The sequence below is a fragment of the Aliidiomarina maris genome, from assembly GCF_003987335.1.
Lineage (GTDB): Bacteria > Pseudomonadota > Gammaproteobacteria > Enterobacterales > Alteromonadaceae > Aliidiomarina > Aliidiomarina maris.
On sequence record NZ_PIPK01000004.1, the window covers coordinates 191,732 to 211,377 of the forward strand.

At 50.3% G+C, this 19,646-nt stretch carries 23 protein-coding genes; 7 read left to right on the top strand and 16 right to left on the bottom strand.

Annotated elements, in window-relative coordinates:
• Nucleotides 1-3: 3 nt before the first annotated feature.
• From CWE07_RS06400 to CWE07_RS06415, 4 genes are all read right to left on the bottom strand, one after another.
• Nucleotides 4-210: a DUF3185 family protein gene (locus tag CWE07_RS06400; protein WP_111569056.1), complete on the bottom strand. Its 207-nt coding sequence runs from the start codon at nt 208-210 to the stop codon at nt 4-6.
• A gap of 64 nt (nt 211-274) precedes the next feature.
• The gene (locus tag CWE07_RS06405) at nt 275-2,179 is read right to left on the bottom strand and encodes a PAS domain-containing hybrid sensor histidine kinase/response regulator (protein ID WP_111569057.1); all 1,905 of its coding nucleotides are present in this window, start codon (nt 2,177-2,179) and stop codon (nt 275-277) included.
• Nucleotides 2,172-3,242 (bottom strand): alpha/beta hydrolase, encoded by a 1,071-nt coding sequence (locus tag CWE07_RS06410; RefSeq protein ID WP_111569058.1) that lies wholly within the window; start codon nt 3,240-3,242, stop codon nt 2,172-2,174. Before CWE07_RS06410 ends, CWE07_RS06405 begins: the two co-directional genes overlap by 8 nt.
• An 18-nt stretch (nt 3,243-3,260) precedes the next feature.
• Complete coding sequence (locus tag CWE07_RS06415) at nt 3,261-3,587, bottom strand: DUF3392 domain-containing protein (protein ID WP_111569059.1); 327 nt, start codon at nt 3,585-3,587, stop codon at nt 3,261-3,263.
• Between the two features lie 182 nt (nt 3,588-3,769).
• Here CWE07_RS06415 and xthA point away from each other — a divergent pair, with 182 nt between their 5' ends.
• Nucleotides 3,770-4,585 carry an exodeoxyribonuclease III gene (xthA, locus tag CWE07_RS06420; protein ID WP_111569060.1) on the top strand — a complete coding sequence of 272 codons (816 nt, stop codon included), beginning with the start codon at nt 3,770-3,772 and terminating at the stop codon, nt 4,583-4,585.
• A 52-nt stretch (nt 4,586-4,637) separates the two neighbouring features.
• Here xthA and yfbV read toward each other — a convergent pair whose 3' ends face one another.
• Entirely contained in the window at nt 4,638-5,069 is a 432-nt protein-coding gene (yfbV, locus tag CWE07_RS06425; RefSeq protein WP_111569061.1) for a terminus macrodomain insulation protein YfbV, read from the bottom strand.
• 264 nt (nt 5,070-5,333) lie between these two features.
• Here yfbV and CWE07_RS06430 point away from each other — a divergent pair, with 264 nt between their 5' ends.
• From CWE07_RS06430 to CWE07_RS06445, 4 genes are read left to right on the top strand one after another with little or no spacing between them, the layout of a single operon-like run.
• Complete coding sequence (locus tag CWE07_RS06430; protein WP_111569062.1) at nt 5,334-5,918, top strand: hypothetical protein; 585 nt, start codon at nt 5,334-5,336, stop codon at nt 5,916-5,918.
• Between the two features lie 41 nt (nt 5,919-5,959).
• On the top strand, nt 5,960-6,310 hold the full coding sequence (locus CWE07_RS06435) for an arsenate reductase (RefSeq protein WP_111569063.1): 351 nt from the start codon (nt 5,960-5,962) through the stop codon (nt 6,308-6,310).
• The gene (gene dapE, locus CWE07_RS06440; protein WP_111569064.1) at nt 6,303-7,448 is read left to right on the top strand and encodes a succinyl-diaminopimelate desuccinylase; all 1,146 of its coding nucleotides are present in this window, start codon (nt 6,303-6,305) and stop codon (nt 7,446-7,448) included. The genes CWE07_RS06435 and dapE overlap by 8 nt, the downstream gene beginning before the upstream one ends.
• Nucleotides 7,445-8,119, top strand: a complete 675-nt coding sequence (locus CWE07_RS06445; RefSeq protein ID WP_111569065.1) for a M15 family metallopeptidase — start codon at nt 7,445-7,447, stop codon at nt 8,117-8,119. Before dapE ends, CWE07_RS06445 begins: the two co-directional genes overlap by 4 nt.
• Before the next feature lie 76 nt (nt 8,120-8,195).
• On the opposite strand, the gene purC is transcribed toward CWE07_RS06445, so the two are convergent.
• Genes purC through dapA form a run of 3 tightly spaced genes read right to left on the bottom strand, consistent with a single transcriptional unit; the run spans nt 8,196 to nt 10,922 of the window.
• Nucleotides 8,196-8,906, bottom strand: a complete 711-nt coding sequence (gene purC, locus CWE07_RS06450) for a phosphoribosylaminoimidazolesuccinocarboxamide synthase (RefSeq protein WP_111569066.1) — start codon at nt 8,904-8,906, stop codon at nt 8,196-8,198.
• 26 nt (nt 8,907-8,932) lie between these two features.
• Nucleotides 8,933-10,033, bottom strand: a complete 1,101-nt coding sequence (gene bamC, locus CWE07_RS06455; protein ID WP_111569067.1) for an outer membrane protein assembly factor BamC — start codon at nt 10,031-10,033, stop codon at nt 8,933-8,935.
• Nucleotides 10,034-10,043: 10 nt separating this feature from the next.
• Entirely contained in the window at nt 10,044-10,922 is an 879-nt protein-coding gene (dapA, locus tag CWE07_RS06460; protein ID WP_111569068.1) for a 4-hydroxy-tetrahydrodipicolinate synthase, read from the bottom strand.
• Nucleotides 10,923-11,061: 139 nt separating this feature from the next.
• Between dapA and bcp the strand changes: the two genes are divergently transcribed.
• Nucleotides 11,062-11,523 (top strand): thioredoxin-dependent thiol peroxidase, encoded by a 462-nt coding sequence (gene bcp / locus CWE07_RS06465; RefSeq protein ID WP_111569069.1) that lies wholly within the window; start codon nt 11,062-11,064, stop codon nt 11,521-11,523.
• Nucleotides 11,524-11,590: 67 nt separating this feature from the next.
• On the opposite strand, the gene CWE07_RS06470 is transcribed toward bcp, so the two are convergent.
• The 5 genes from CWE07_RS06470 to ltaE are packed head-to-tail and all read right to left on the bottom strand — an operon-like array spanning nt 11,591 to nt 16,100.
• Nucleotides 11,591-12,199 carry an ABC-type transport auxiliary lipoprotein family protein gene (locus tag CWE07_RS06470; RefSeq protein ID WP_111569070.1) on the bottom strand — a complete coding sequence of 203 codons (609 nt, stop codon included), beginning with the start codon at nt 12,197-12,199 and terminating at the stop codon, nt 11,591-11,593.
• Complete coding sequence (locus CWE07_RS06475; protein WP_111569071.1) at nt 12,196-13,116, bottom strand: MlaD family protein; 921 nt, start codon at nt 13,114-13,116, stop codon at nt 12,196-12,198. The genes CWE07_RS06470 and CWE07_RS06475 overlap by 4 nt, the downstream gene beginning before the upstream one ends.
• The gene (locus tag CWE07_RS06480; RefSeq protein ID WP_241974082.1) at nt 13,106-13,909 is read right to left on the bottom strand and encodes an ABC transporter ATP-binding protein; all 804 of its coding nucleotides are present in this window, start codon (nt 13,907-13,909) and stop codon (nt 13,106-13,108) included. Before CWE07_RS06480 ends, CWE07_RS06475 begins: the two co-directional genes overlap by 11 nt.
• A complete protein-coding gene (locus CWE07_RS06485; protein ID WP_241974083.1) occupies nt 13,906-15,021 on the bottom strand; it encodes an ABC transporter permease in 1,116 nt (371 codons plus the stop codon). The genes CWE07_RS06480 and CWE07_RS06485 overlap by 4 nt, the downstream gene beginning before the upstream one ends.
• 41 nt (nt 15,022-15,062) lie before the next feature.
• A complete protein-coding gene (gene ltaE, locus CWE07_RS06490; RefSeq protein WP_111569105.1) occupies nt 15,063-16,100 on the bottom strand; it encodes a low-specificity L-threonine aldolase in 1,038 nt (345 codons plus the stop codon).
• A 112-nt stretch (nt 16,101-16,212) separates the two neighbouring features.
• On the opposite strand from ltaE, the gene CWE07_RS06495 reads away from it, so the two are divergent.
• On the top strand, nt 16,213-16,374 hold the full coding sequence (locus tag CWE07_RS06495) for a YqaE/Pmp3 family membrane protein (RefSeq protein ID WP_111569072.1): 162 nt from the start codon (nt 16,213-16,215) through the stop codon (nt 16,372-16,374).
• Nucleotides 16,375-16,438: 64 nt separating this feature from the next.
• Here the strand turns inward: CWE07_RS06495 and CWE07_RS06500 are convergent, their stop codons facing one another.
• The 3 genes from CWE07_RS06500 to bamE all read right to left on the bottom strand — a co-directional run bounded on the left by CWE07_RS06500 (nt 16,439) and on the right by bamE (nt 19,630).
• Nucleotides 16,439-18,514 carry a M13 family metallopeptidase gene (locus CWE07_RS06500; RefSeq protein ID WP_111569073.1) on the bottom strand — a complete coding sequence of 692 codons (2,076 nt, stop codon included), beginning with the start codon at nt 18,512-18,514 and terminating at the stop codon, nt 16,439-16,441.
• Nucleotides 18,515-18,620: 106 nt separating this feature from the next.
• Entirely contained in the window at nt 18,621-19,166 is a 546-nt protein-coding gene (locus tag CWE07_RS06505; protein ID WP_111569074.1) for a YgjV family protein, read from the bottom strand.
• Between the two features lie 8 nt (nt 19,167-19,174).
• Nucleotides 19,175-19,630, bottom strand: a complete 456-nt coding sequence (gene bamE / locus CWE07_RS06510) for an outer membrane protein assembly factor BamE domain-containing protein (RefSeq protein ID WP_111569075.1) — start codon at nt 19,628-19,630, stop codon at nt 19,175-19,177.
• Nucleotides 19,631-19,646: the final 16 nt, after the last annotated feature.

Below are 19,646 nucleotides of genomic sequence, written 5' to 3' on the forward strand. Positions count from 1 at the left end.
TGCTTACTTGCGGGTGGCGCCGCGGACCAAACCACCTAAACCGATAATCGCAAGTACCGCACCGCCAACCAAGAACCAAATTGAATTATCCGTTGGCTGACCTGTGAAAGCCTCACTGACTTCTGATGCGACAGATTGAGATTCCTGATAGCCGAAATACAGTAAAATTACGCCTACCACTAAAATTGCAATCGAGATGACTTTATCCATAAAAAGCTCCTGTTTAGTTATCGTTATTAACCGTAGAACAAGGACTTAAATAAAGCGAATCAAATTAAATGTTTTTTCGAATACTTAACGCTTCAACTTCACGCAGCGCCATTTGAATGTCTTTTAGCTGAAATGGTTTGGTAAGAAAGGCATTCATCCCAGCTTGTAACCCTTTGTCGCGCATACTTGGCATCGCATTCGCAGTTAAGCCGATTATGAATGGCTGATGTAAGCTTTGCTGCCGAATTAACCGAGTGGCTTCGATACCGTCGAATTCAGGCATATGGACATCCATAAACACCACGTCGAAATCTTGTTGCTGTAATACTTGCAGCCCCATATGTGCGGAAGATGTCGCCACATAGACTTGGTCCATTTTGCTCAGCATTTCCCCCAGGATAAGCTGATTCACGTCATTATCGTCTATCACCAGGATACGGTAAATTGGCAAGCGTATTGGGTGATGGTTACTTGGCGCCGGTGCATGCCCTGCAGCAGCGGGTAAGCTGATTTTAAATACACTGCCCTGCCCAACCTGGCTTTTTACCGTGGCGTAGCCTCCCATAAGCTGAACCAAACTGCGTACGATACCTAAGCCTAAACCACCACCCGGTTTCGGATACAACGACCCTTCACTTTCCTGCTCAAACACATGCCAAACCCGTTCCGTGTCTTCAATACCGACACCAGAATCTGACACTTGCAGCACTAGTTGCTGCTGCTGCCAGCTTAAACCGACCCGAATATAACCAATTTTGGTAAACTTAAACGCGTTATTGATTAAATTCACGGCAATTTGCAGAAAGCGTGATTTATCAATTTCAATGAACGTGGGCAGCGACCCGTCCGTCGCGACTTGAAAATCAATCCCGCGTCGGCGTGCTTGGTCGACAAATAAGCTACGCAAATGTCGGGTCAAGGCTGCGGTTTCGTGACTGGCGGTTTTAATTTCAAGCTTGCCTTGGTCAGCTCGACTAATGTCAATCGCATCGTTCAATGTATTCAGTAAATGTGCACCGCTTTCTTGCATGGTATGCAGCAATTCGCGTTGCTCCGCGCTCAATTCCGTGTTCGCGAGCACTGAAGCGAGGCCAAGAATACCATGCAGTGGCGTGCGAATTTCATGGGACATATTCGCTAAGAATACTGTACGCGTGCGAACTGCTTCGCGGGCTTCCAGTTCCGCCTGTTTTTGCTTACTAATGTCCGTATGGGTCCCTGTCATTCGCACTGGGCTTTGGTTATCGTCCCATTCAACCACTTTGCCGCGGTCGAGGGTATGTACATAATGACCACGCGCATGGCGCATGCGATATACATGTTCGTAAAAAGGTACGCTGGCAAATAGGTGTGCCTGAATCGCTTGATGCCATTCATGGCGGTCATCAGGGTGGATCAGCGACTCCCAGAATCGCATTGACACTTCGACTGGCTCGACGTCATAGCCGTACATACTAAGCCAACGCGAGTTGACGGTTAAAACGCCAGATTGCGGATGCCAATCCCAACTTCCTAAGCGCGTGCCTTCCAGCACCATTTGCAAATGCCTGCGTTCGGCAAGTAGCGCCAATTCTAAATGCTTGCGCGCCGAGATATGTTGCATGTAACCCACAAGCTGCGAGACTTGCCCGTTGGCATGACGCTCAATTAAGGTGGTGTCTGCGACCCAAATCACATCACCGCTGCGGGTAATAAGGCGATAATCTTCATGGGTCACAGAGCGTGTACTGATGTCACTAAGCTGGCTTAGAATCTCATTGGAAACGCGTTCTGCATCGTCTGGGTGCAAAACCTGTTGGAATTTAACCGCACCTGATTCAAAGTCTTCCTTGCTGTAACCTAACAGCGCTTGCACGTTACTGGTGCAGGCACGCACCGGCCAATCTTCGGCAACCTCCCAAACAAACAGGCAGATTTCATCGCTGGCACCAAATAACGCCAGTATGTCGGGTGGAAACGTCTTACTCATTCCACAGCCTGATATGCTGCCCAAGCTCACCTTTGGTCTGCCACTCAGCAAATTGGTCCGCCATTCGGTAACCTAGTTCAACCGCTTTTTTCCAGTAAGCTTGGCGGCTTGCGACATCGAGTTTGGCAAAATCGTTACGGTCGGGAATTTTGCCATAAGGCAGTGCATCCAAGAAGGCTTGGCTCGGATGCATAAACACCACGTTAGGCCAGTGTTTGCCTGTGGTTCGACGCCATTTTAATTGCTTATCGAACCAACCAGGTACCACTTGATGATGAAAGTGCGGGTACAGTACCAACCCGGATTGGCGCGATAAATCGACGTCAAAGTGATAATCAGTAATACCGCCATCGCGATATACCCCAGGCGGCGCACCGGGGATATCTCTCACCCCTTCCAGCACCAAGGGAATAGAACCAGTTGCAAGCAAAGCTTGGCGAAAATTATCGCGGCTTAATGCCACTCGACTGGTGGGTAAGTCATCCCAATGCTCGCCCAATACGTCGCCAGCAGCAGGATGTTGAAAAATCACACGCTCAAATGCGGACTTCAACGAACGTCGGTTTAAGATATTGCCCGCGGCCGCACGTGCTAAGCCAATGGCTTGTTGGCGCGGCGACTCTTTCGCTGCCCAGCCACGACACCGCGCAACAATAAAGTGGTGCTGAAATATCCGCTGGCTCAACATCTCGTCAATCGCGTCCTCGGTGACATAGGCTTCCAACAATTCACGGGCGTTGGCAGATATTTCGGCGGCGCTGGGCTTCGCACTATACACCTGGCCTTGGTATAAACGGCAAAATAGCGCACTGGCTTCAGCCGCTTCACGTCGACCCAAGCTAGCAAAGCGCCATGCCCCCGCCGACGTACCGAGCAATTGCAAGGGTGTCTTACGCGACTTAAAAAATTCGCCAAAGAAATAGTTATCAAGCCCTTGCAGCACGAACCACTTCGGCCCGCCAGATGCACCTAGCATCAAATTAAAATCTTCTTGCTGCAGGCCTTGCTCTTGTATATGCAGATACGCTTGTTGACCCGCCTTAATGTCTAACCACTTTGTCATGCAATGTCCCTATTAGTTTTATACTTGGCGCTTACGCTCGGCCAAAATACCTAATGTTACGGTAACGACCACCACCACTGGGGCTAGGTAAAGGTTGGAAAGGCCTGCCAATTGGGACGCCACAAAAGGGGTCGCGAGATTGGTTAGTAGGCCGTAGCCGAAAGCGCATAGCAAAATGAAAATACAGACTCGCACCACCACATGCAAATGGGCGATATTACGTTTCACTAGAGCGTTAATATTGTTGCCATACAACACCAACAAGGTCGCAACCAACATAAACGCAATCGTGCTGATATGCGGTCTTAGCCACTGGCTCGACTGAATCAAAAAGTTTTCAAACATCAACCAACTCCGCTGAGCAAACTTTGTTACGGGGAAAAAACGCAGTATACCTGCGCTAAACAGCTGCGACTAGGCGTTATGGGTTAACCTCGGGCATTTATCAATGCTATGATACCCCTTTCATTAGGCGCCCTTGGGCTCAATGTTCAGCGCTCCCAGCAGCATGATTAACGGATCTCAGCATGAAAGTTATAAGTTTTAATATCAACGGCTTGCGCGCCAGGCTTCACCAGTTACAAGCAATGATTGATAAGCATCAACCTGACGTCATTGGACTGCAGGAAACCAAAGTTCACGACGAAGCCTTTCCTTTAGCCGACGTGGAAGCGATGGGTTACGAAGTCGTGTTCCATGGCCAAAAAGGCCATTATGGCGTGGCATTAATGAGCAAGTTGCCGATGCAAGATGTCAGCTACGGCTTTCCTGGCGACGATGACGACGCACAGCGTCGCATGATTATGGCCACGGTGACTGCTGCCAACGGCGAGTTGGTGCGTGTGATGAACGGTTACTTTCCCCAAGGTGAAAGCCGCGACCACCCGGTCAAATTCCCGGCCAAAGAAAAGTTCTATGCTGACCTGATGAGTTACCTGAATACCGAGTTAAGCCCAGAGCAACCGGTTATTCTGATGGGTGATATGAATATTTCCAGTACAGACGCTGACATCGGTATTGGCGAGGCCAATGCTAAACGCTGGCTACGTACCGGTAAATGCAGCTTCTTACCTGAAGAGCGCGAATGGATGCAAACGCTGATGGATTGGGGCTTTACTGACACCTTCCGGGCGGCAAATCCTGACGTGGACAATCAATTTAGCTGGTTTGATTACCGTTCACGCGGCTTTGACGACAACCGTGGCTTACGCATTGATTTAGTATTGGCCACTAAAGTGTTGGCACCACATTGCACCGATTGTGGTATCGACTACGAGTTACGTGGTATCGATAAACCTTCTGACCACGCCCCTATTTGGTCTACTTTTGATTTGAAAGCATAGCGACCAAGGCTTTGTATTATCTGAGCGCAAGCCCTGAGCCAAGGGTTTGCGCTTAGTAGTCCTCGGGCGGTAACACGCTGAGGGCTTTACGCACCATTACGGCTAAGTCAATGTAGCATGGGCCTTTGCGGTGAGACGGCAAACGCACATCCATACCTGATTGCAATAGTTTCCCCTGTAATTCAAAGTACCAAGCCCGCAAACTCAGCGGCAATTCACTCATCGCGCGTTTACCTAGCCAGTAGTAGGCCTGCAGTGGTAACAGTGCGATAAATAACGACGTGGTAATAATACTTGCCATGTGTTCGCTACCAAGCCATGTCCACTGCACTGCAAAATTCACCACTGCCGCAATCGGTAATGCCCAGGTAATCAAACGTGTTAACGGCACCACTTGCGCTTCCGGTAGGCCACCTAACACGGCATGATTCGGCCACAGCTTTAAATATTGAGCGCCATCTTTGAATGTGCGAAGTAAACCCACGTTGTTCTCCTACTGCTGTCATCGCCTCATTGTACGCGGGGCACGGCACCAAGTACAAGCGAGTGGTGATTAAACGCGCACCCCATTAAAGCCAATAAAAACATCAACTTACATTTTTGCGGTCAGCTAATTAACAAAGTTATCCACAGAAATTGGGGACAAGCCTGAATACATTGAGGAAAGTTGCCAAATCATCTCAATTTTGTCACACTCGAAGTCCTACACCCCACGTATTATCGCGGCTTTGGCTTAATGAGGTTGGTTTTGGCTAAGACATCGGCACAGCATTCAGAGTTACCCACAGATCAAAGCAGCCGTCAGCAGCAGCCTACTATCAATTGGTTACAAGTGCCATTTGAAACCGTGCCAATTGAGGTGCAGCCGACCACACTCTTTGACTTGATGGCACCGGTGCACGGCATTGCGCGTGCACTTACCGACAGTCCCAACGCCACTGACCGCATGCAGTTATATGGCCTGGGTGTATATCAAACGCCGCGCTTGGAACGTGTACAGGCACCTATTCGAGCCAAAATTATCGCTATCAGCGAGGACGGCTGCCATTGGCAATTTGCACTGAATAAACATCTGCGTATGCATCTATTTGTTCATGTTCACAGCCCATTGCCGCGCGCTAGCTGGACACTACGTGCGGGCGATATCGTTGACGCCGGCACTGAACTGATGCGCATCAGTACCAGCGCTATGCGGCAACAACCCATCGTGATGACCTGTGTCGAGCAAGCTGCAGGGCAAGCCATTGTGCGTTATGCGGCGAGTGCGATGATAGGCAATTTAAGCGCCGCCCAGGACCGAATTATTCGAATCTATCAACCCCTTGAGCGATAAGCCACAAGAGATACTTATTGCCGTAGAAACAGGATTGAAGTATGACCACTGTAGTATTTGGGATAAAAAATTGTGACAGCGTCAAAAAAGCGCGCCGTTGGTTAGAGCAACATGATATTGCCTACGAATTTTCAGACTTTCGTGACGAGCAGCCAAACCGCGAGCGCATTCACAGTTGGATTGAAATTGTTGGCCTGGACACTTTGGTCAATAAGCGCTCTACCACCTTTCGTCAACTTACCCCAGAACAACAACAAGCCCAAGATATTGAGACTTGGGTTGAGCTCATCGAGCAGCAACCTACATTAATTAAGCGCCCGTTATTGAAGCACGACGGCCGTTTGACTTGTGGGTTTAAGCCTGCTGTATATGAGGATCTTTTCAATGTCTGATCACCCAACTATAGCGCTAACCCGTGAGTTGATTGCACGCCCTTCAGTCACGCCAGAAGACGCAGGTTGCCAGCAACTGATTGGCGAGCGCCTCAGTGCCTTAGGGTTTAACCTTGAATCCATGGTATTTGAGGACACCACCAATTTATGGGCGCGTCGTGATAGCCAAGCAGGCGGCTTATTCTGTTTTGCGGGCCATACGGATGTGGTGCCTGCTGGCGACCTAAGCAAATGGCAGACACCGCCATTCACGCCGACAGACATTGACGGTGTGTTATACGGTCGTGGCGCAGCAGATATGAAAGGCAGCTTAGCGGCCATGGTGGTTGCCACGGAACGCTTCATTGCCCAGTACCCTGAGCATGCCGGGAGTATCAGCTTTTTGATTACCAGTGACGAAGAAGGACCTTTTATTAATGGCACCACGCGAGTCATTGATACCCTTGAAGCACGCAACGAGAAAATTACCTGGTGCATCGTTGGTGAGCCTTCAAGTACCAAGTATTGCGGCGATATTATTAAGAACGGTCGCCGCGGCAGCCTGACTGGTGATCTGGTGGTTGAAGGTATTCAAGGTCATGTCGCCTACCCCCACTTGGCGCGCAACCCTGTGCATCAAGCTGCACTTGCGTTACACGAGCTTGCGCAAACGCAATGGGACCAAGGTAATGACTATTTTCCGCCCACCAGTTTTCAAATTTCGAATATTCACGCAGGCACCGGCGCGGGCAACGTCATTCCTGGCGTACTCAATGTGCAATTTAACCTGCGCTTTAGCACCGAAACCACCGATCAAGCACTGATTGAACGGATTACGCAATTATTAGATAGCCACGAACTTGAGTACAAGATTGACTGGACCTTCAACGGCCAACCTTTTTTAACCGATAGCGGTAGCTTGGTGGAAGCCGTGCAAAGCGCAGTGACTCGAGTGGTTGGCAACGCGCCGGTACTGTCGACCGCTGGTGGCACATCAGACGGCCGATTTATTGCGCCCACAGGCGCCCAAGTGATCGAGCTTGGGCCAGTCAATGCATCTATTCATAAAGTCAACGAGCATGTCAGCCACGACGACTTAATTGTCTTAACCGATATGTACGAGCAAACTTTGATTGAACTCTTGGTAACCCGTGCATGAGCACTTATGAGCCACTGCTAAACGACCTAACCCCTGCGTTTTTAACTGGGCAGACAGATACGCATGTGCTGCCGGTTAACGTTGAAAACCCCCAAGCACCGCGCATTCATGCCCAGTGCTTGGGCGCGTTTATGTCGATGCAACAAGCAGCGGCTGACGATGGGATTGATCTGAAGATTGCCAGTGGCTTTCGTGACTATGCCCGCCAGCAGGCGATATGGCAGCGTAAGTGCGAAGCAACTAAAACACTCGCTGGTGAAGCGCTGGATGACGCATTACACGCTATCTTGCGTTGGTCAGCGATGCCTGGGGCTAGCCGTCACCACTGGGGCACAGACATGGATGTATACGACCCCAGCGCATTAGGTGACGCCACATTGCAATTAGAACCATGGGAGTATGCCGCTAACGGGCCAATGCATCCCCTTTATCTGTGGCTACAGCAACATGCGCAATCTTTTGGTTTTGACTGGCCATATGCGCGTGATCTCGGTGGGGTTGCAGTTGAACCCTGGCACTTAAGCTACCGGCCTTTGGCGCAGTCATTTTTAGCGCAAATGAATCGCGATGTCTTGCTCGGTGCGTGGCAAGCATCGCCGCCTGCGCGCCACGACTGGTTGGTTACACATGTTGACTCGCTGCTTGAACGCTATGTGCAACGAGTGACTTAGTCAGCCATTGTATGCAGCATAAAAAAAGGTGACCTGAGTCACCTTTTTTGTTGGATGTCTTGTCGTGATAGCTCGGTTACAAGCTAACGCCAATGCGTTTTGCTACTTCTTCGTAGGCTTCAACTACACCACCTAAACCTTGACGGAAACGATCTTTATCCATCTTAGTCAGGGTTTCTGCGTCCCATAGACGGCATCCATCTGGCGTAAATTCGTCACCCAGCACGATTTCACCATTAAATACACCAAACTCCAACTTGTAATCCACCAACACCAAACCAGCATTGCCGAACACATCTTTTAGCACCTGATTGACCTTGAAAGTTAATTGCTTCATTTGTGCAATTTGCGCTTCCGTGGCCCAACCGAAGGTAATGATATGGGATTCATTAACCATAGGGTCATGCAACGCGTCATTCTTTAAAAAGAACTCAAACGTCGGTGGGTCAAGCTCAATGCCCTCTTTTACCCCTAAGCGACGAACCAACGAACCTGCAGCACGGTTGCGCACCACACATTCGACCGGGATCATATCGAGCTTCTTCACCAATGATTCGGTGTCAGACAACAACGCGTCAACTTGCGTCGGCACCCCAGCGGCTTCGAGTTTTTGCATAATGAAGTGGTTGAACTTATTGTTCACCATCCCTTTACGCTCAAGCTGGTCGATTTTCTCACCATCAAAGGCCGAAGTGTCGTTGCGAAATTGCAAAATTAAGCGGTCAGCATCGTCAGTGGTGAACACAGTTTTAGCTTTGCCGCGGTACAGCTCTTCACGTTTTTCCATGGTCGTCGTTGGTCTCACTGCTTGGGTTAGTCAGCGTACTCGCTGAAAGCCTCAGCAAGCACAGGGAATATACGGTCCATTGTTTCTTCGTCTAATACCTCGTCACGATAACGAATCACGACATACAGTACGCCATCACGCGCATCCAGCTGGAATTCGTAATCATCACCGCGTGGCAGGTCTAGCATACCACGGTCACTTGAACGCCAAAATGCTAAACGACTGAAGAAACCACGACGGCCACCTGGCTGATAATTCACCATGTAAACACCGTCAGTTTGGTTCAAGTCTTCAACAATAAAACCAAGGTATTCAAACACCCCAGGCATCATCACCCAGCCCGCTTCAAAACTTGTATCAAGGGCGAAAGCTGGGTCACCTTGCGGGCTTTCAGCATGACGCAATGCGCGAGTTGAACGCACCTGAGCAACGCGTTGACGCTCGAAGTTACGTTGCATGCGAATGCTTAAATCATTTAAAAATGACGCTTCAAGCTCGCGTTGCAAAAACATAGGTAGGGTGCGCTCACTGCCGTCTTCGAAATAGCGAATATTACTCGCATCCACTTCTAACATAGCGCTGCGGCCATGGGTTGGAGCTTGCATATTTACAAACAAACTATATTCCGCACTAAAATCAATGCGGTCACGGCGTAAGCGGTTGAAAAACCCAGCTCTGGCACGTGAACCTTGGTCACGCTCAATCATTTGCGTGCGCAGGTAATCTTTCTCTTGCATGTCTTCGATGCCATAACCTTGATCTTCTACCAAGGCTAACAGCTCTTCCCATACCCAGTCTGCGACATTATTCATGTCTTCTATCGCATCAAACCAAATACGGGCTGCACGGCTACCCTCTTCTACCCGGCTACCAGGCACCAACGGCATAACTTGGCGTGGTGACCGAATCGTGGCTGACGGACCTAAAGGCCCATCGGTTCTTGCCGCTTCTGGGATTCGAAAATTAGGGTTCTGCGCAACTGCAGTCATCCCCTCAGGCACCAACAAAGGTGGACGTTCGTCAATTTCCAGGTAATCAAAGCCACCTTGTGCTTGGTCACGCTGTGATGCGCATCCAGCCACTGCAGCTACTGTTGCCGCAATGGCAAAGCCTCGCCAAAACTTCATGCAAACTCCGTTATTTTAATAATCCAGCATTCTTTAACGCTGTTTCGATGGCATTTTGACTCGCAAGTTCCGGAGAAGTCAGCGGTAAACGATAAAATTCATTAATCCAGCCCAAACGCGCCATTGCCCATTTGACTGGAATTGGGTTTGCTTCAATAAATAATTTGTCATGTAAACCGCGTAGTGGCGCGTCGATGGATTCAGCTTGTTCACGATCTCCGCGACGCGCGACATCGACCAACGTTTTGATCGCTTTCGGGGCTAAGTTAGCCGTGACGCTAATCACACCGTCACCGCCTTGGAGTAAAAACTCACACGCGGTCGGGTCATCACCGCTGAGCAAAATGAAATCCGGGCCGCAAGCGTCTTTCAGCTTTTTCACCCGCGACACATCGCCCGTAGCTTCTTTAATACCGACAACGTTGGGAATTTTAGCTAATTCTGCGACCATCTCGGTCGACAAATCACAGCATGTGCGACCTGGCACATTGTATAAGATTTGCGGCACATCGCTGGCTTGAGCAGCGGCAGTGTAATGGGCAATTAAGCCAGCGCGGCTAGGCTTATTGTAGTAAGGCGTAACATTTAAAAAGCCGTCAACACCCAAGTTGGCCATGCGCTCTGTCAATTGCACGCATTCAGCCGTTGCATTCGAACCATTACCGGCAACAACTTTGATACGTTTATTGGCAATTTCAACGGTGGCTCGCACCACATCAACATGCTCATCATGGCTTAAAGTAGGTGACTCGCCCGTTGTACCAACTGCAACAATGGCATCGGTGCCTTGTTTGATGTGTAATTCAATCAATTCGGCGAGCAAACTATAATCGACGTTACCGTGCTTGGTGAATGGGGTCACCAAGGCAACCATACTACCTGTAAGCATAATCTCTCCCAGCTTTTTTTAAGTGCTCAATCTTACTTGGCAAGCCGCTTAAACACAAGGGTTGCAAAGGAAACTGGCAGAACGCTTTACCTTATGTTTAGATAACACCCGTGCTGGAAAATTTCATTGAGGAGTTCGTATGAAGACCCTACAAGTTGGCGATAAAGCGCCGCACTTTACCTTACCTGACCAAAACGGCAGCTCGGTTGCTTTAGCGGATTTGCTGAAAAAGCACCGTGTACTAGTTTACTTTTATCCCAAAGCTATGACGCCAGGCTGTACCGTACAGGCACAACAACTGCGTGATCATAAAGCAGCGCTCGCCGACAAAAATACAATCGCTGTCGGCATTAGCCCCGACGCGCCCAAGCGTCTAGCCAAGTTTACAGAGCGTGACGAATTGAACTTTATCTTATTGGGTGATGAAGACCATCAAGTCGCCGAGGCGTTTGGGGTGTGGGGCTTAAAGAAATTCATGGGCCGTGAATACGACGGCATTCATCGGATTAGTTTTCTAGTTGAGCAAGACGGCACCATCAGCCACGTATTTGATAAGTTCAAAACCAAAGATCACCACCAAGTGGTGTTAGACGCGATTTAAACCAACGCGTGCATGTAAAATTGCGCGGTGTACACCCGGGGGCGTTTGCCGCGCAACTACTCATCCATTATTTATCCTGCAATGCCAGGTTCGCCCACATCATCATATCGCGCTGCACCTTGGCCAACGCCTCGGCCAACCCCGCCAAGGCAGCCGCCTCACCGCTACCTAGACCTTCATATTGTGCTTCAAAGCGTTGCGTCGCTATCACTTGGCGATCATTGGCACGGCGCAATTGCGCGCGTATCACTACCGCAGCACTACGCGCTTGCGGTGACGAAGCATTGATAATCGCAAATTGTTCAATGTGTGTTTGTAGCTCAACGTGAAACGCACTGGCTGAGCTATCCCGCACCACATGCGTAGCGATTTGGCTATCTTGCATGCCCCGCACCAAGGCATCCTGCACCACAAGCGGTAACCTATCTTGTAAGCGCAGACTTTGCCAGTAAGCTTGACGGCCGTCACTTTGAATCACCGCCACCCGAGGCAAGTCAAGGGCCTGCAGCGCGCTTGGCTGTGCAACCCGCAAAGTGCCAGCATAAGTGTCTAACTGCATAGGCGCTAACACCTGCGGTAATGGGTACACCCGTGTTTGTTCGGGTTCAGGAATCACATTGCAGGCACTTAGCCACAACACGGCCGCAATAACACTGATTTGATAACGGATTCTCATTCTGGGTTCACCTCTTCAATGCTTTCACGGCGTAAAAATAAACTTTGCGGATCTTGCTCTAACTTACGCGCTAAACGCTGCATGGTTTGCAAAGTTAGGCGCAATTCATCAGTCACAGGCCCTACGCCCTGCAATCCTTCTACGCTACGTTCAATCGCAGGTGCGTTAGTGCGCAGCATATCGGTCAACTCACGACTGGTTTGCTCGAACGCGGCCATGGTTTGGCGCACCTGCGTCAGGGATTGCGTACCCTCTTGCTCTATCAGCCGCGCACTTTGCTCTGCCAACTGACTAAAACTACGTAAGCCTTCGCGCATCTCTTTGACCAACAGGTCGAAATCATCGCGCTGCTCAGCCAACATTGCGGTGATTTGCTCAACGTTGTCCAAGGTGTTGCCAACTCGGGTGGTATTTTCATCGGAAAACAAATTGTTAATGTTTTGCACCAATGAATTCACGTCGCCCAACAAGCTTTCACTGTTCGCTAACAAGCGATTAATACCGCTGCGATCAGCACGAATCACTGCGGGGTCGTTCGGGTCACTGCTAAGCCGAGGACTGTCGGGACTACCACCATACAAACGAATTAATGACGACCCCGTGATATTGGCAAGACCAAGCCGCGCGCCGGTATCTTCACGTACTGGCGTATCGGCATTGACTCGAATCCGCACGCGCACCACCCGCGGGTCGTTCTCATCTAAACGCAGGTTCTGCACATCCCCCACAGTAATGCCGCTATATTCAACCGGACTGCCAGGTGTTAGACCACTGACTTCATCGTCAAATACAATTTCATAAAATTGCATATCACGGTCGGCCGCACCATGGCCTAGCCATAAAATGGCGCCAATCAGCACTGCTACCGCAGCGAGTACAAATGTGCCAACCATGACATGATGGGCTTTAGTTTCCATTGCCTTCACCTCGCTCTGTTATATGCTCACGCTGTGTCGCTTGCGCTGCACGCCCACGCGGGCCATTGAAATAATCTTGAATCCACGGGTCGTCATACTCAGCAACACGTTGCGGGGTATCCACCACCAATACTTTTTTTTGCGCCAGCACCGCAATGCGGTCGCTTATTTTATGCAGGCTATCAAGGTCGTGGGTGACCAAAAACACCGTTAGCCCAAGGGCTTGCTGCACAGTCAGCAGCAGTTCATCGAAATCATCAGCGCCAACTGGGTCTAAGCCCGCCGTAGGTTCATCTAAAAACAGCAGTTCGGGTTCGAGCACCAAAGCACGGGCTAACGCAACGCGCTTAATCATTCCCCCTGACAACGACTGCACGCTATTAAACGCTACCTGCGGCTGTAGCCCGACCAAGGCTAATTTGGACATCGCCAACTCAGTCATATCGTCCTGGCTTAAGTCGGTGTACTCTTTTAGCGGGAACATGACGTTTTCCAGCACATTCAGTGACGAATACAGCGCGCCCTTTTGAAACAAAACTCCCATCCGCCGTTCAATACTTTGGCGAGTGGTATCGTCAGCATGCAATAGATCGACCCCGTCAATGGTCACTTGCCCAGCACTGGGACGGTGCAGCCCAATAATGCTGCGCATCAGTACCGACTTACCAGAGCCTGAACCGCCGACAACGCAAAGCACTTCACCTTTGCGTACTTTAAGGCCTAAGTCTTGATGTACCACATGGTCGCCAAACTGGTTACGCAACGCACTGACTTCAATCATCCATTCGCTCACCAGTTAATCTCCATGAAGAACAAGGCAAACAATGCATCAAGCAAAATCACCATAAAAATAGACTGCACCACGGCTGAAGTGGTGTGCTCACCCACTGACTGCGCACTTCCGGATACTTTGAAACCTTCCAAACACCCAATCAGCGCAATCACGATGGCAAATACAGGGGCTTTGATTAACCCCACCCAAAAATGTGTAATCGAAATGTCGCGGGTAAAAATGTGTAAAAACAATTGTGGTGAAATATCCAGAGCGAGCCAGCACACCATGAGGCCGCCCGCCACACCCGATGCCATAGCTAAGATGGTCAATGCGGGTAAGCTAATCACCATCGCAACCACGCGCGGCACCACCAGCACCTCGATTGGGTTAAGGCCTTGAGCGCGCAACGCGTCGACTTCTTCGTTGGCTTTCATTGAACCAAGTTGGGCAGTAAACGCGGATGCCGTGCGCCCAGCCAATAAGATAGCCGCGAGCAGCACGCCAAATTCTCGCAGGAAAGAAAAGCCGACTAAATTAACGGTGTATATGTCAGCTCCAAACTCTGCCAACACGGTGGCACCGAGAAAAGCAACCACCGCACCGACTAAAAACGTCAGTAAAGCCACAATTGGAATCGCGTTTAAGCCTATTTGCTCGACTTGCGCAGTTAATGCAGTAAAACGCCAACGCCGCGGATTCACCCCAACCTTGACTATTTCAAGTAGCACCTGGCCGGTAAAACCTAATAGCTTCTTTTGTTGCTGCCATGCATTGGTACAAAATGCCCCTACTTGCGCCACGACTTCTGTCACCCCATGCGCAGATTTGGGTGCCGCTGGGACTTTACGTTCGCATGCTTGGGTGACTAGTTGAATCAGTTTACTTTGTTGGGCGCTAAAGCTGTCGTTATCGAGCGCTTTGGCGCCAAGCTTTTTGTGCAGAAGGAACGCACCAGAACTGTCTAGGCGGCTTAGCCCACTGGCATCCACTGTGACCTCGTCAGGCGCATGGTCAAACTCAGCCAACGCAGCTTTTGCATCGTGATAGAAAGCCAGTGTCCAATCGCCCTGCAATTGCACTTGTGTCATCTCAGCTTGTCGTTCGATATGCAATGTCGGGCGGTCGGTCACGTTCTATCCTTGGTCAGTTAAGTCATTTAAGGTTAGCAGCTTTAACGCGCTTGGACAGTTTCAGTTATCACTTTAGTCAGTATATCTACTGTTTTTTCAATCATCTGTGAAGTTATGTCAAGATGGGTGACTAAGCGCATGGCGGCACTCGCTGGCACCAAAATACCGGCCTCACGAGCAGCTGTGCTTACCTGTTGTGCCACTTGCGGGTCCGCAAAATTTAAATACACCATGTTGGTATGCGCCGGCGCAACCTGCACGTGTTCGGCCAACGACGCTAGCCTGGTACCCAACTGCTGGGATAAACCCTCTGCATGGGTATGGTCATCGGCTAATCTCGCCATATGGTGGGTCAGCGCATAATCAATCGCGGCTGCGATTACACCCGCTTGGCGCATACCGCCACCGAGCATTTTTCGCCAACGTCGGGCGCGTCCAATCAGTTCTTCTGAGCCAATCAGCAACGAACCTACAGGTGCACCTAAGCCTTTTGAGCAACACAAAGACACTGAATCAAAAGGTTGCGCGAGCTCTGCGAGTGATAAGCCTGTCGCCACGCTGGCATTGGCTAAACGTGCGCCGTCGAGGTGCAAACGCAAACCGAATTCATCGGCGACCTCACGAGCCTGCCACATCTGTGCTTGGCTTATCACGCGACCTAAATGCGTGTTCTCTAATGCAATTAGACGAGAAATCGGGAAATGTGGGTCATCAGCTTTCACCGCGCCACGCAAAGTAGCCGCAGCAACACTACCATCGGCTTCTAAGGACACCGTATGCGGCACCACGCCACCAAGTACGGCTGCCCCACCCGCTTCATACTTATACGTATGGTAAGGCGCGCCCACAATATACTCTTCGCCGCGCTGACAATGACTCAAAATACCTAGTAAATTACTTTGCGTACCACTCGTGCATAGCAAGGCAGCTGGCTTGCCCAGCATGGCCGCAACCCGTTGCTCGAGGGCGTTAATTGTCGGATCTTCCCCGTAAACGTCGTCGCCAACCTCAGCACTTGCCATAGCGGCGCGCATGTCCGGGGTCGGTTTAGTCAGGGTGTCTGAGCGAAAATCAATCACTTCCACGTAAGCTCCTTGTAATTCTTTCGTTAAAACAGTGGTGTAAATATGCAGTTTTGCCAATATGTACTATCTTGTAGTTATACACTGACTACGATTAAGAGGACTAAGCATGCGCTTATTTATCGCGATTTTATTACCTTGGCTTGCATTTTTTACCATTGGACGCCCATTTTCAGGCATCATTTGCCTTATTTTGCAGCTTACCGTAATTGGCTGGGCACCCGCTGCGATTTGGGCTGCATTTTCAGTCAGTCAGCACAAAAACGGATAAATTCTAAGTTGTTGATTTAAAAAGCCGGGCTTGAGCCCGGCTTTTTCATGTGTGCTAAATCCGCTTACCAGATTTTCACTCGCACGTCTTCATCACGATACATGCCGTCACCTGGTTCCACATCAAATGCTTGATAGAATTCAGGCATATTCGACAAAGTGCCCAACACACGGTATTTACCTGGCGAATGCGGCCCTTGGATCACTTGGCGACGTAAGGCTTCATCACGGAATTTAATCCGCCAAATCTGGCCCCAACCGGCAAAGAAACGCTGCTCACCGGTCATGCCATCCATCACAGGTGCAGCTTCACCGCCCAATGAGTTCTGGTACGCGCGGTAAGACACCGTTAGGCCACCTAAATCCGCAATGTTCTCGCCTAAGCCCAATGCGCCCTGTAAGTACAAGTCATCAATCGGGTTAAAGCTGCTGAACTGGTCGATCATGCGCTGGGCACGCTCCTGGAACTGACTTTCGTCCTCTGCAGTCCACCAGTCACGCAAATTGCCTTCACCGTCAGAGCGGCGACCTTGGTCATCAAAGCCGTGCGTGATCTCATGTCCAATTACGCCACCAATGGCACCGTAGTTGACCGCATCGTCCGCTTCCACGTTGAAAAATGGTGGTTGCAAAATTGCTGCAGGGAACACGATTTCGTTCATCGTCGAACGATAATAGGCATTCACCGTTTGCGGTGTCATGCCCCAATCTTCCGCATCGACTTCTTCACCTAAGCGCGCAATCATGCGGTCATATTCGCAGGACGCAGAACGTGCCAAGTTACCGGCCAAATCATCCGCCGCAATTTCGACGCAATCATAATCACGCCAAACCGCTGGATAACCAATTTTAGTAGTGAAGGTGGCTAACTTTGCCTGCGCTTCTTGCTTCGTGTCGTCGCTCATCCACTCTAAATCGTCAATAGCTTCCTCGAACGCCACCATCAGGTTGTCGATCATGGTTTCCATGCGCTCAGCTGCTTCAGGCTGATAATGACGATTGACATATTCACGCCCAACCATGAAACCAAGCACACTTTCAACCGTTGATACCGCGCGTTTTTCACGTTCACGCTGCTGCTCTAAACCTTGTAGCGTGCGGCCGTAAAAATCAAAGCTGACTTCAGCAATCGCACTAGGCAGGTAGTTCGCCGCTTGGCGCAAGGTGTGATAACGCAAATAGGTTTGCCAGTCTTCGATACTAATATCTTGATACATCGCCGCAAAGTCAGACATATAACTTGGTTGGCGCACGACAACGTCGTCAATCTCGACACCAGCGCTTACAAAAAATGCTTGCCAGTCAAAACCAGCAGCTGCTTCAGATAACTCGTCGATGCTCATTTTGTTGTAGCTGGCCTGGCGGTCGCGGTTTTGAATGCGTGTCCACTGTGATTGTGCCAATTGCGTTTCAATCGCCAAAATCGTGGCGGCCGCTTCAGCGCCATTTTCCCATTGGGCAGCGTCATACAGTGCTTCAATAAAGCTGCTGTACTGCTGGCGTAAGGTTTGGTTGCTCTCGCTATCACTCACATAGTAATCACGATCAGGTAGGCCTAAGCCAGATTGGCTAATGCTGGTAATATGTTGGTCAGACTGCATTTGGTCTTGGCCAACAAACATACCGACAGGCACGCCTGCGCGGCGACGCTGCTGTTGTCCCCAGAAACTTGCCAATTGGTCATGGCTTTGCAGGGCATCGATTTGCGCCAAGGCTTCATTTAATGGGCTTAATCCGCGCGCTTCAATGGTGTCTTCGTCCATATACGAACGGTATAAATCACCAATTTTTTGCTCGTCTGAACCTGCTTCTGCGTCTTTCGCCGCAAACTCGTGCACGATATCTAAGACTTGTTGCTCAGCTCGCTCACGCAATTCATCAAAGCTGCCCCAACGCGCACGGTCTGCTGGAATTTCGGTGCGCTCGAGCCATTGCCCATTCATATAACGGAAAAAGTTATCTTGCGGGCGCACACTGGTGTCCATGTTGCCGACTTCAACACCGGATACGGCATATTGTTGCTGTGAAGTTTGCTCATTTGATGCAGCGGATGGTGCGGAAGATGACTGATTGGAATCAGAACAAGCGACAGTCCCCAGCGCCATCGCGACGCTAACTGCCAAAAGTGAAGTGCGGATCATGGTTTCCCCTGTGATTATTTTTGCTTATAAGTGCGGACACTTAACCACTAAAAACCACCAATGTCGAGTTAACCCACGACCATGCCCCTATTCGTTGCGACCAACGTCATTGCCAGTCCTGAGCACTGGCGACTGGCCCCTTCTTCGTCGCAGCAGCGCGGCGGCGTTCACTGAGAAGTTTTAGGCCGATACTGGTCAGGTTGCTGATGTTAAATAGCACGCCGAATACGCTACCAACACTTAATGCGTACACCATACCTAGCAATTCGGCAGCGATAAACCAACGGCGAATGCTTTGCGCGCTTTCCAGCACAATCGAACCGACGGTAAAAATAAGCGCAGAGGTATAGGCGACAAACAGCCACGCACTGTTTTGCAGCACGAACCATTCAAATAAGCAAAAACCGATATTCAGTGCGATAAAAAAGTACAAGATCCAGCGTTGGCGATAGCGCATGGCAACAATATTGCGCACTGCGCCCAGCGCTAAACTAATGCCCGCAGCCATCGCGCCAAGAATAAAAAAGTGCACACTTAAAAACGCCAATGCAAACGCCGCGACCAAACGGTAGCGATTAATCGTGTTTTGGCGATAGCCAATAAAATTGGTGATAAGCGCTAACGCGCCGAATAAATACGCTGCGTATTCCAAGTTAAGCCTTACGGAAGGTCAAAAGTATTGTCCTGAAAGTCGTAATCGAGCACGCGACCGGCGCGGTCAAACAAGATAGTGAGGCTCTTGAGCCCACCGACACGACGGCGCTCATCACGAAACTGATGGGTATAATTCCAGTATAACTCGTCGCCGCTGCGTGTTGTGGAATGGGGGCGACCGAATATTTGCGCCACCTGGGTGCTACTGGTACGTTCACGTACCAGCAAACTGTCCACATCGGCTTGGCTCAACGTGTCCATTTGCGCTGCAGTCAGCGCCTGCACTGGACTAGTACGACTGGTGTTGCGTTGGCGTGGCGCTGAGGGAGTCGATGACGTAGTACGCTGCGCTTGGGGGTCGCGCGGCGATTCATTGACGCTGCGCGTTGTTGTGGTGCAACCGGTAAGTATCAGGATGCACGCTCCCAGACAAACCGCACAGCGAACGCTTCGAAGAGCCATCTTATTCCCCCTCTTT

Excerpts from the sequence above, each read along its gene's own strand:
- CWE07_RS06400 (WP_111569056.1), bottom strand. The coding sequence starts at position 210 with ATGGATAAAGTCATCTCGATTGCAATTTTAGTGGTAGGCGTAATTTTA.
- CWE07_RS06405 (WP_111569057.1), bottom strand. The coding sequence starts at position 2,179 with ATGAGTAAGACGTTTCCACCCGACATACTGGCGTTATTTGGTGCCAGC.
- CWE07_RS06410 (WP_111569058.1), bottom strand. The coding sequence starts at position 3,242 with ATGACAAAGTGGTTAGACATTAAGGCGGGTCAACAAGCGTATCTGCAT.
- CWE07_RS06415 (WP_111569059.1), bottom strand. The coding sequence starts at position 3,587 with ATGTTTGAAAACTTTTTGATTCAGTCGAGCCAGTGGCTAAGACCGCAT.
- xthA (WP_111569060.1), top strand. The coding sequence starts at position 3,770 with ATGAAAGTTATAAGTTTTAATATCAACGGCTTGCGCGCCAGGCTTCAC.
- CWE07_RS06435 (WP_111569063.1), top strand. The coding sequence starts at position 5,960 with ATGACCACTGTAGTATTTGGGATAAAAAATTGTGACAGCGTCAAAAAA.
- dapE (WP_111569064.1), top strand. The coding sequence starts at position 6,303 with ATGTCTGATCACCCAACTATAGCGCTAACCCGTGAGTTGATTGCACGC.
- CWE07_RS06445 (WP_111569065.1), top strand. The coding sequence starts at position 7,445 with ATGAGCACTTATGAGCCACTGCTAAACGACCTAACCCCTGCGTTTTTA.
- purC (WP_111569066.1), bottom strand. The coding sequence starts at position 8,906 with ATGGAAAAACGTGAAGAGCTGTACCGCGGCAAAGCTAAAACTGTGTTC.
- bamC (WP_111569067.1), bottom strand. The coding sequence starts at position 10,033 with ATGAAGTTTTGGCGAGGCTTTGCCATTGCGGCAACAGTAGCTGCAGTG.
- dapA (WP_111569068.1), bottom strand. The coding sequence starts at position 10,922 with ATGCTTACAGGTAGTATGGTTGCCTTGGTGACCCCATTCACCAAGCAC.
- bcp (WP_111569069.1), top strand. The coding sequence starts at position 11,062 with ATGAAGACCCTACAAGTTGGCGATAAAGCGCCGCACTTTACCTTACCT.
- CWE07_RS06470 (WP_111569070.1), bottom strand. The coding sequence starts at position 12,199 with ATGAGAATCCGTTATCAAATCAGTGTTATTGCGGCCGTGTTGTGGCTA.
- CWE07_RS06475 (WP_111569071.1), bottom strand. The coding sequence starts at position 13,116 with ATGGAAACTAAAGCCCATCATGTCATGGTTGGCACATTTGTACTCGCT.
- CWE07_RS06495 (WP_111569072.1), top strand. The coding sequence starts at position 16,213 with ATGCGCTTATTTATCGCGATTTTATTACCTTGGCTTGCATTTTTTACC.
- CWE07_RS06500 (WP_111569073.1), bottom strand. The coding sequence starts at position 18,514 with ATGATCCGCACTTCACTTTTGGCAGTTAGCGTCGCGATGGCGCTGGGG.
- bamE (WP_111569075.1), bottom strand. The coding sequence starts at position 19,630 with ATGGCTCTTCGAAGCGTTCGCTGTGCGGTTTGTCTGGGAGCGTGCATC.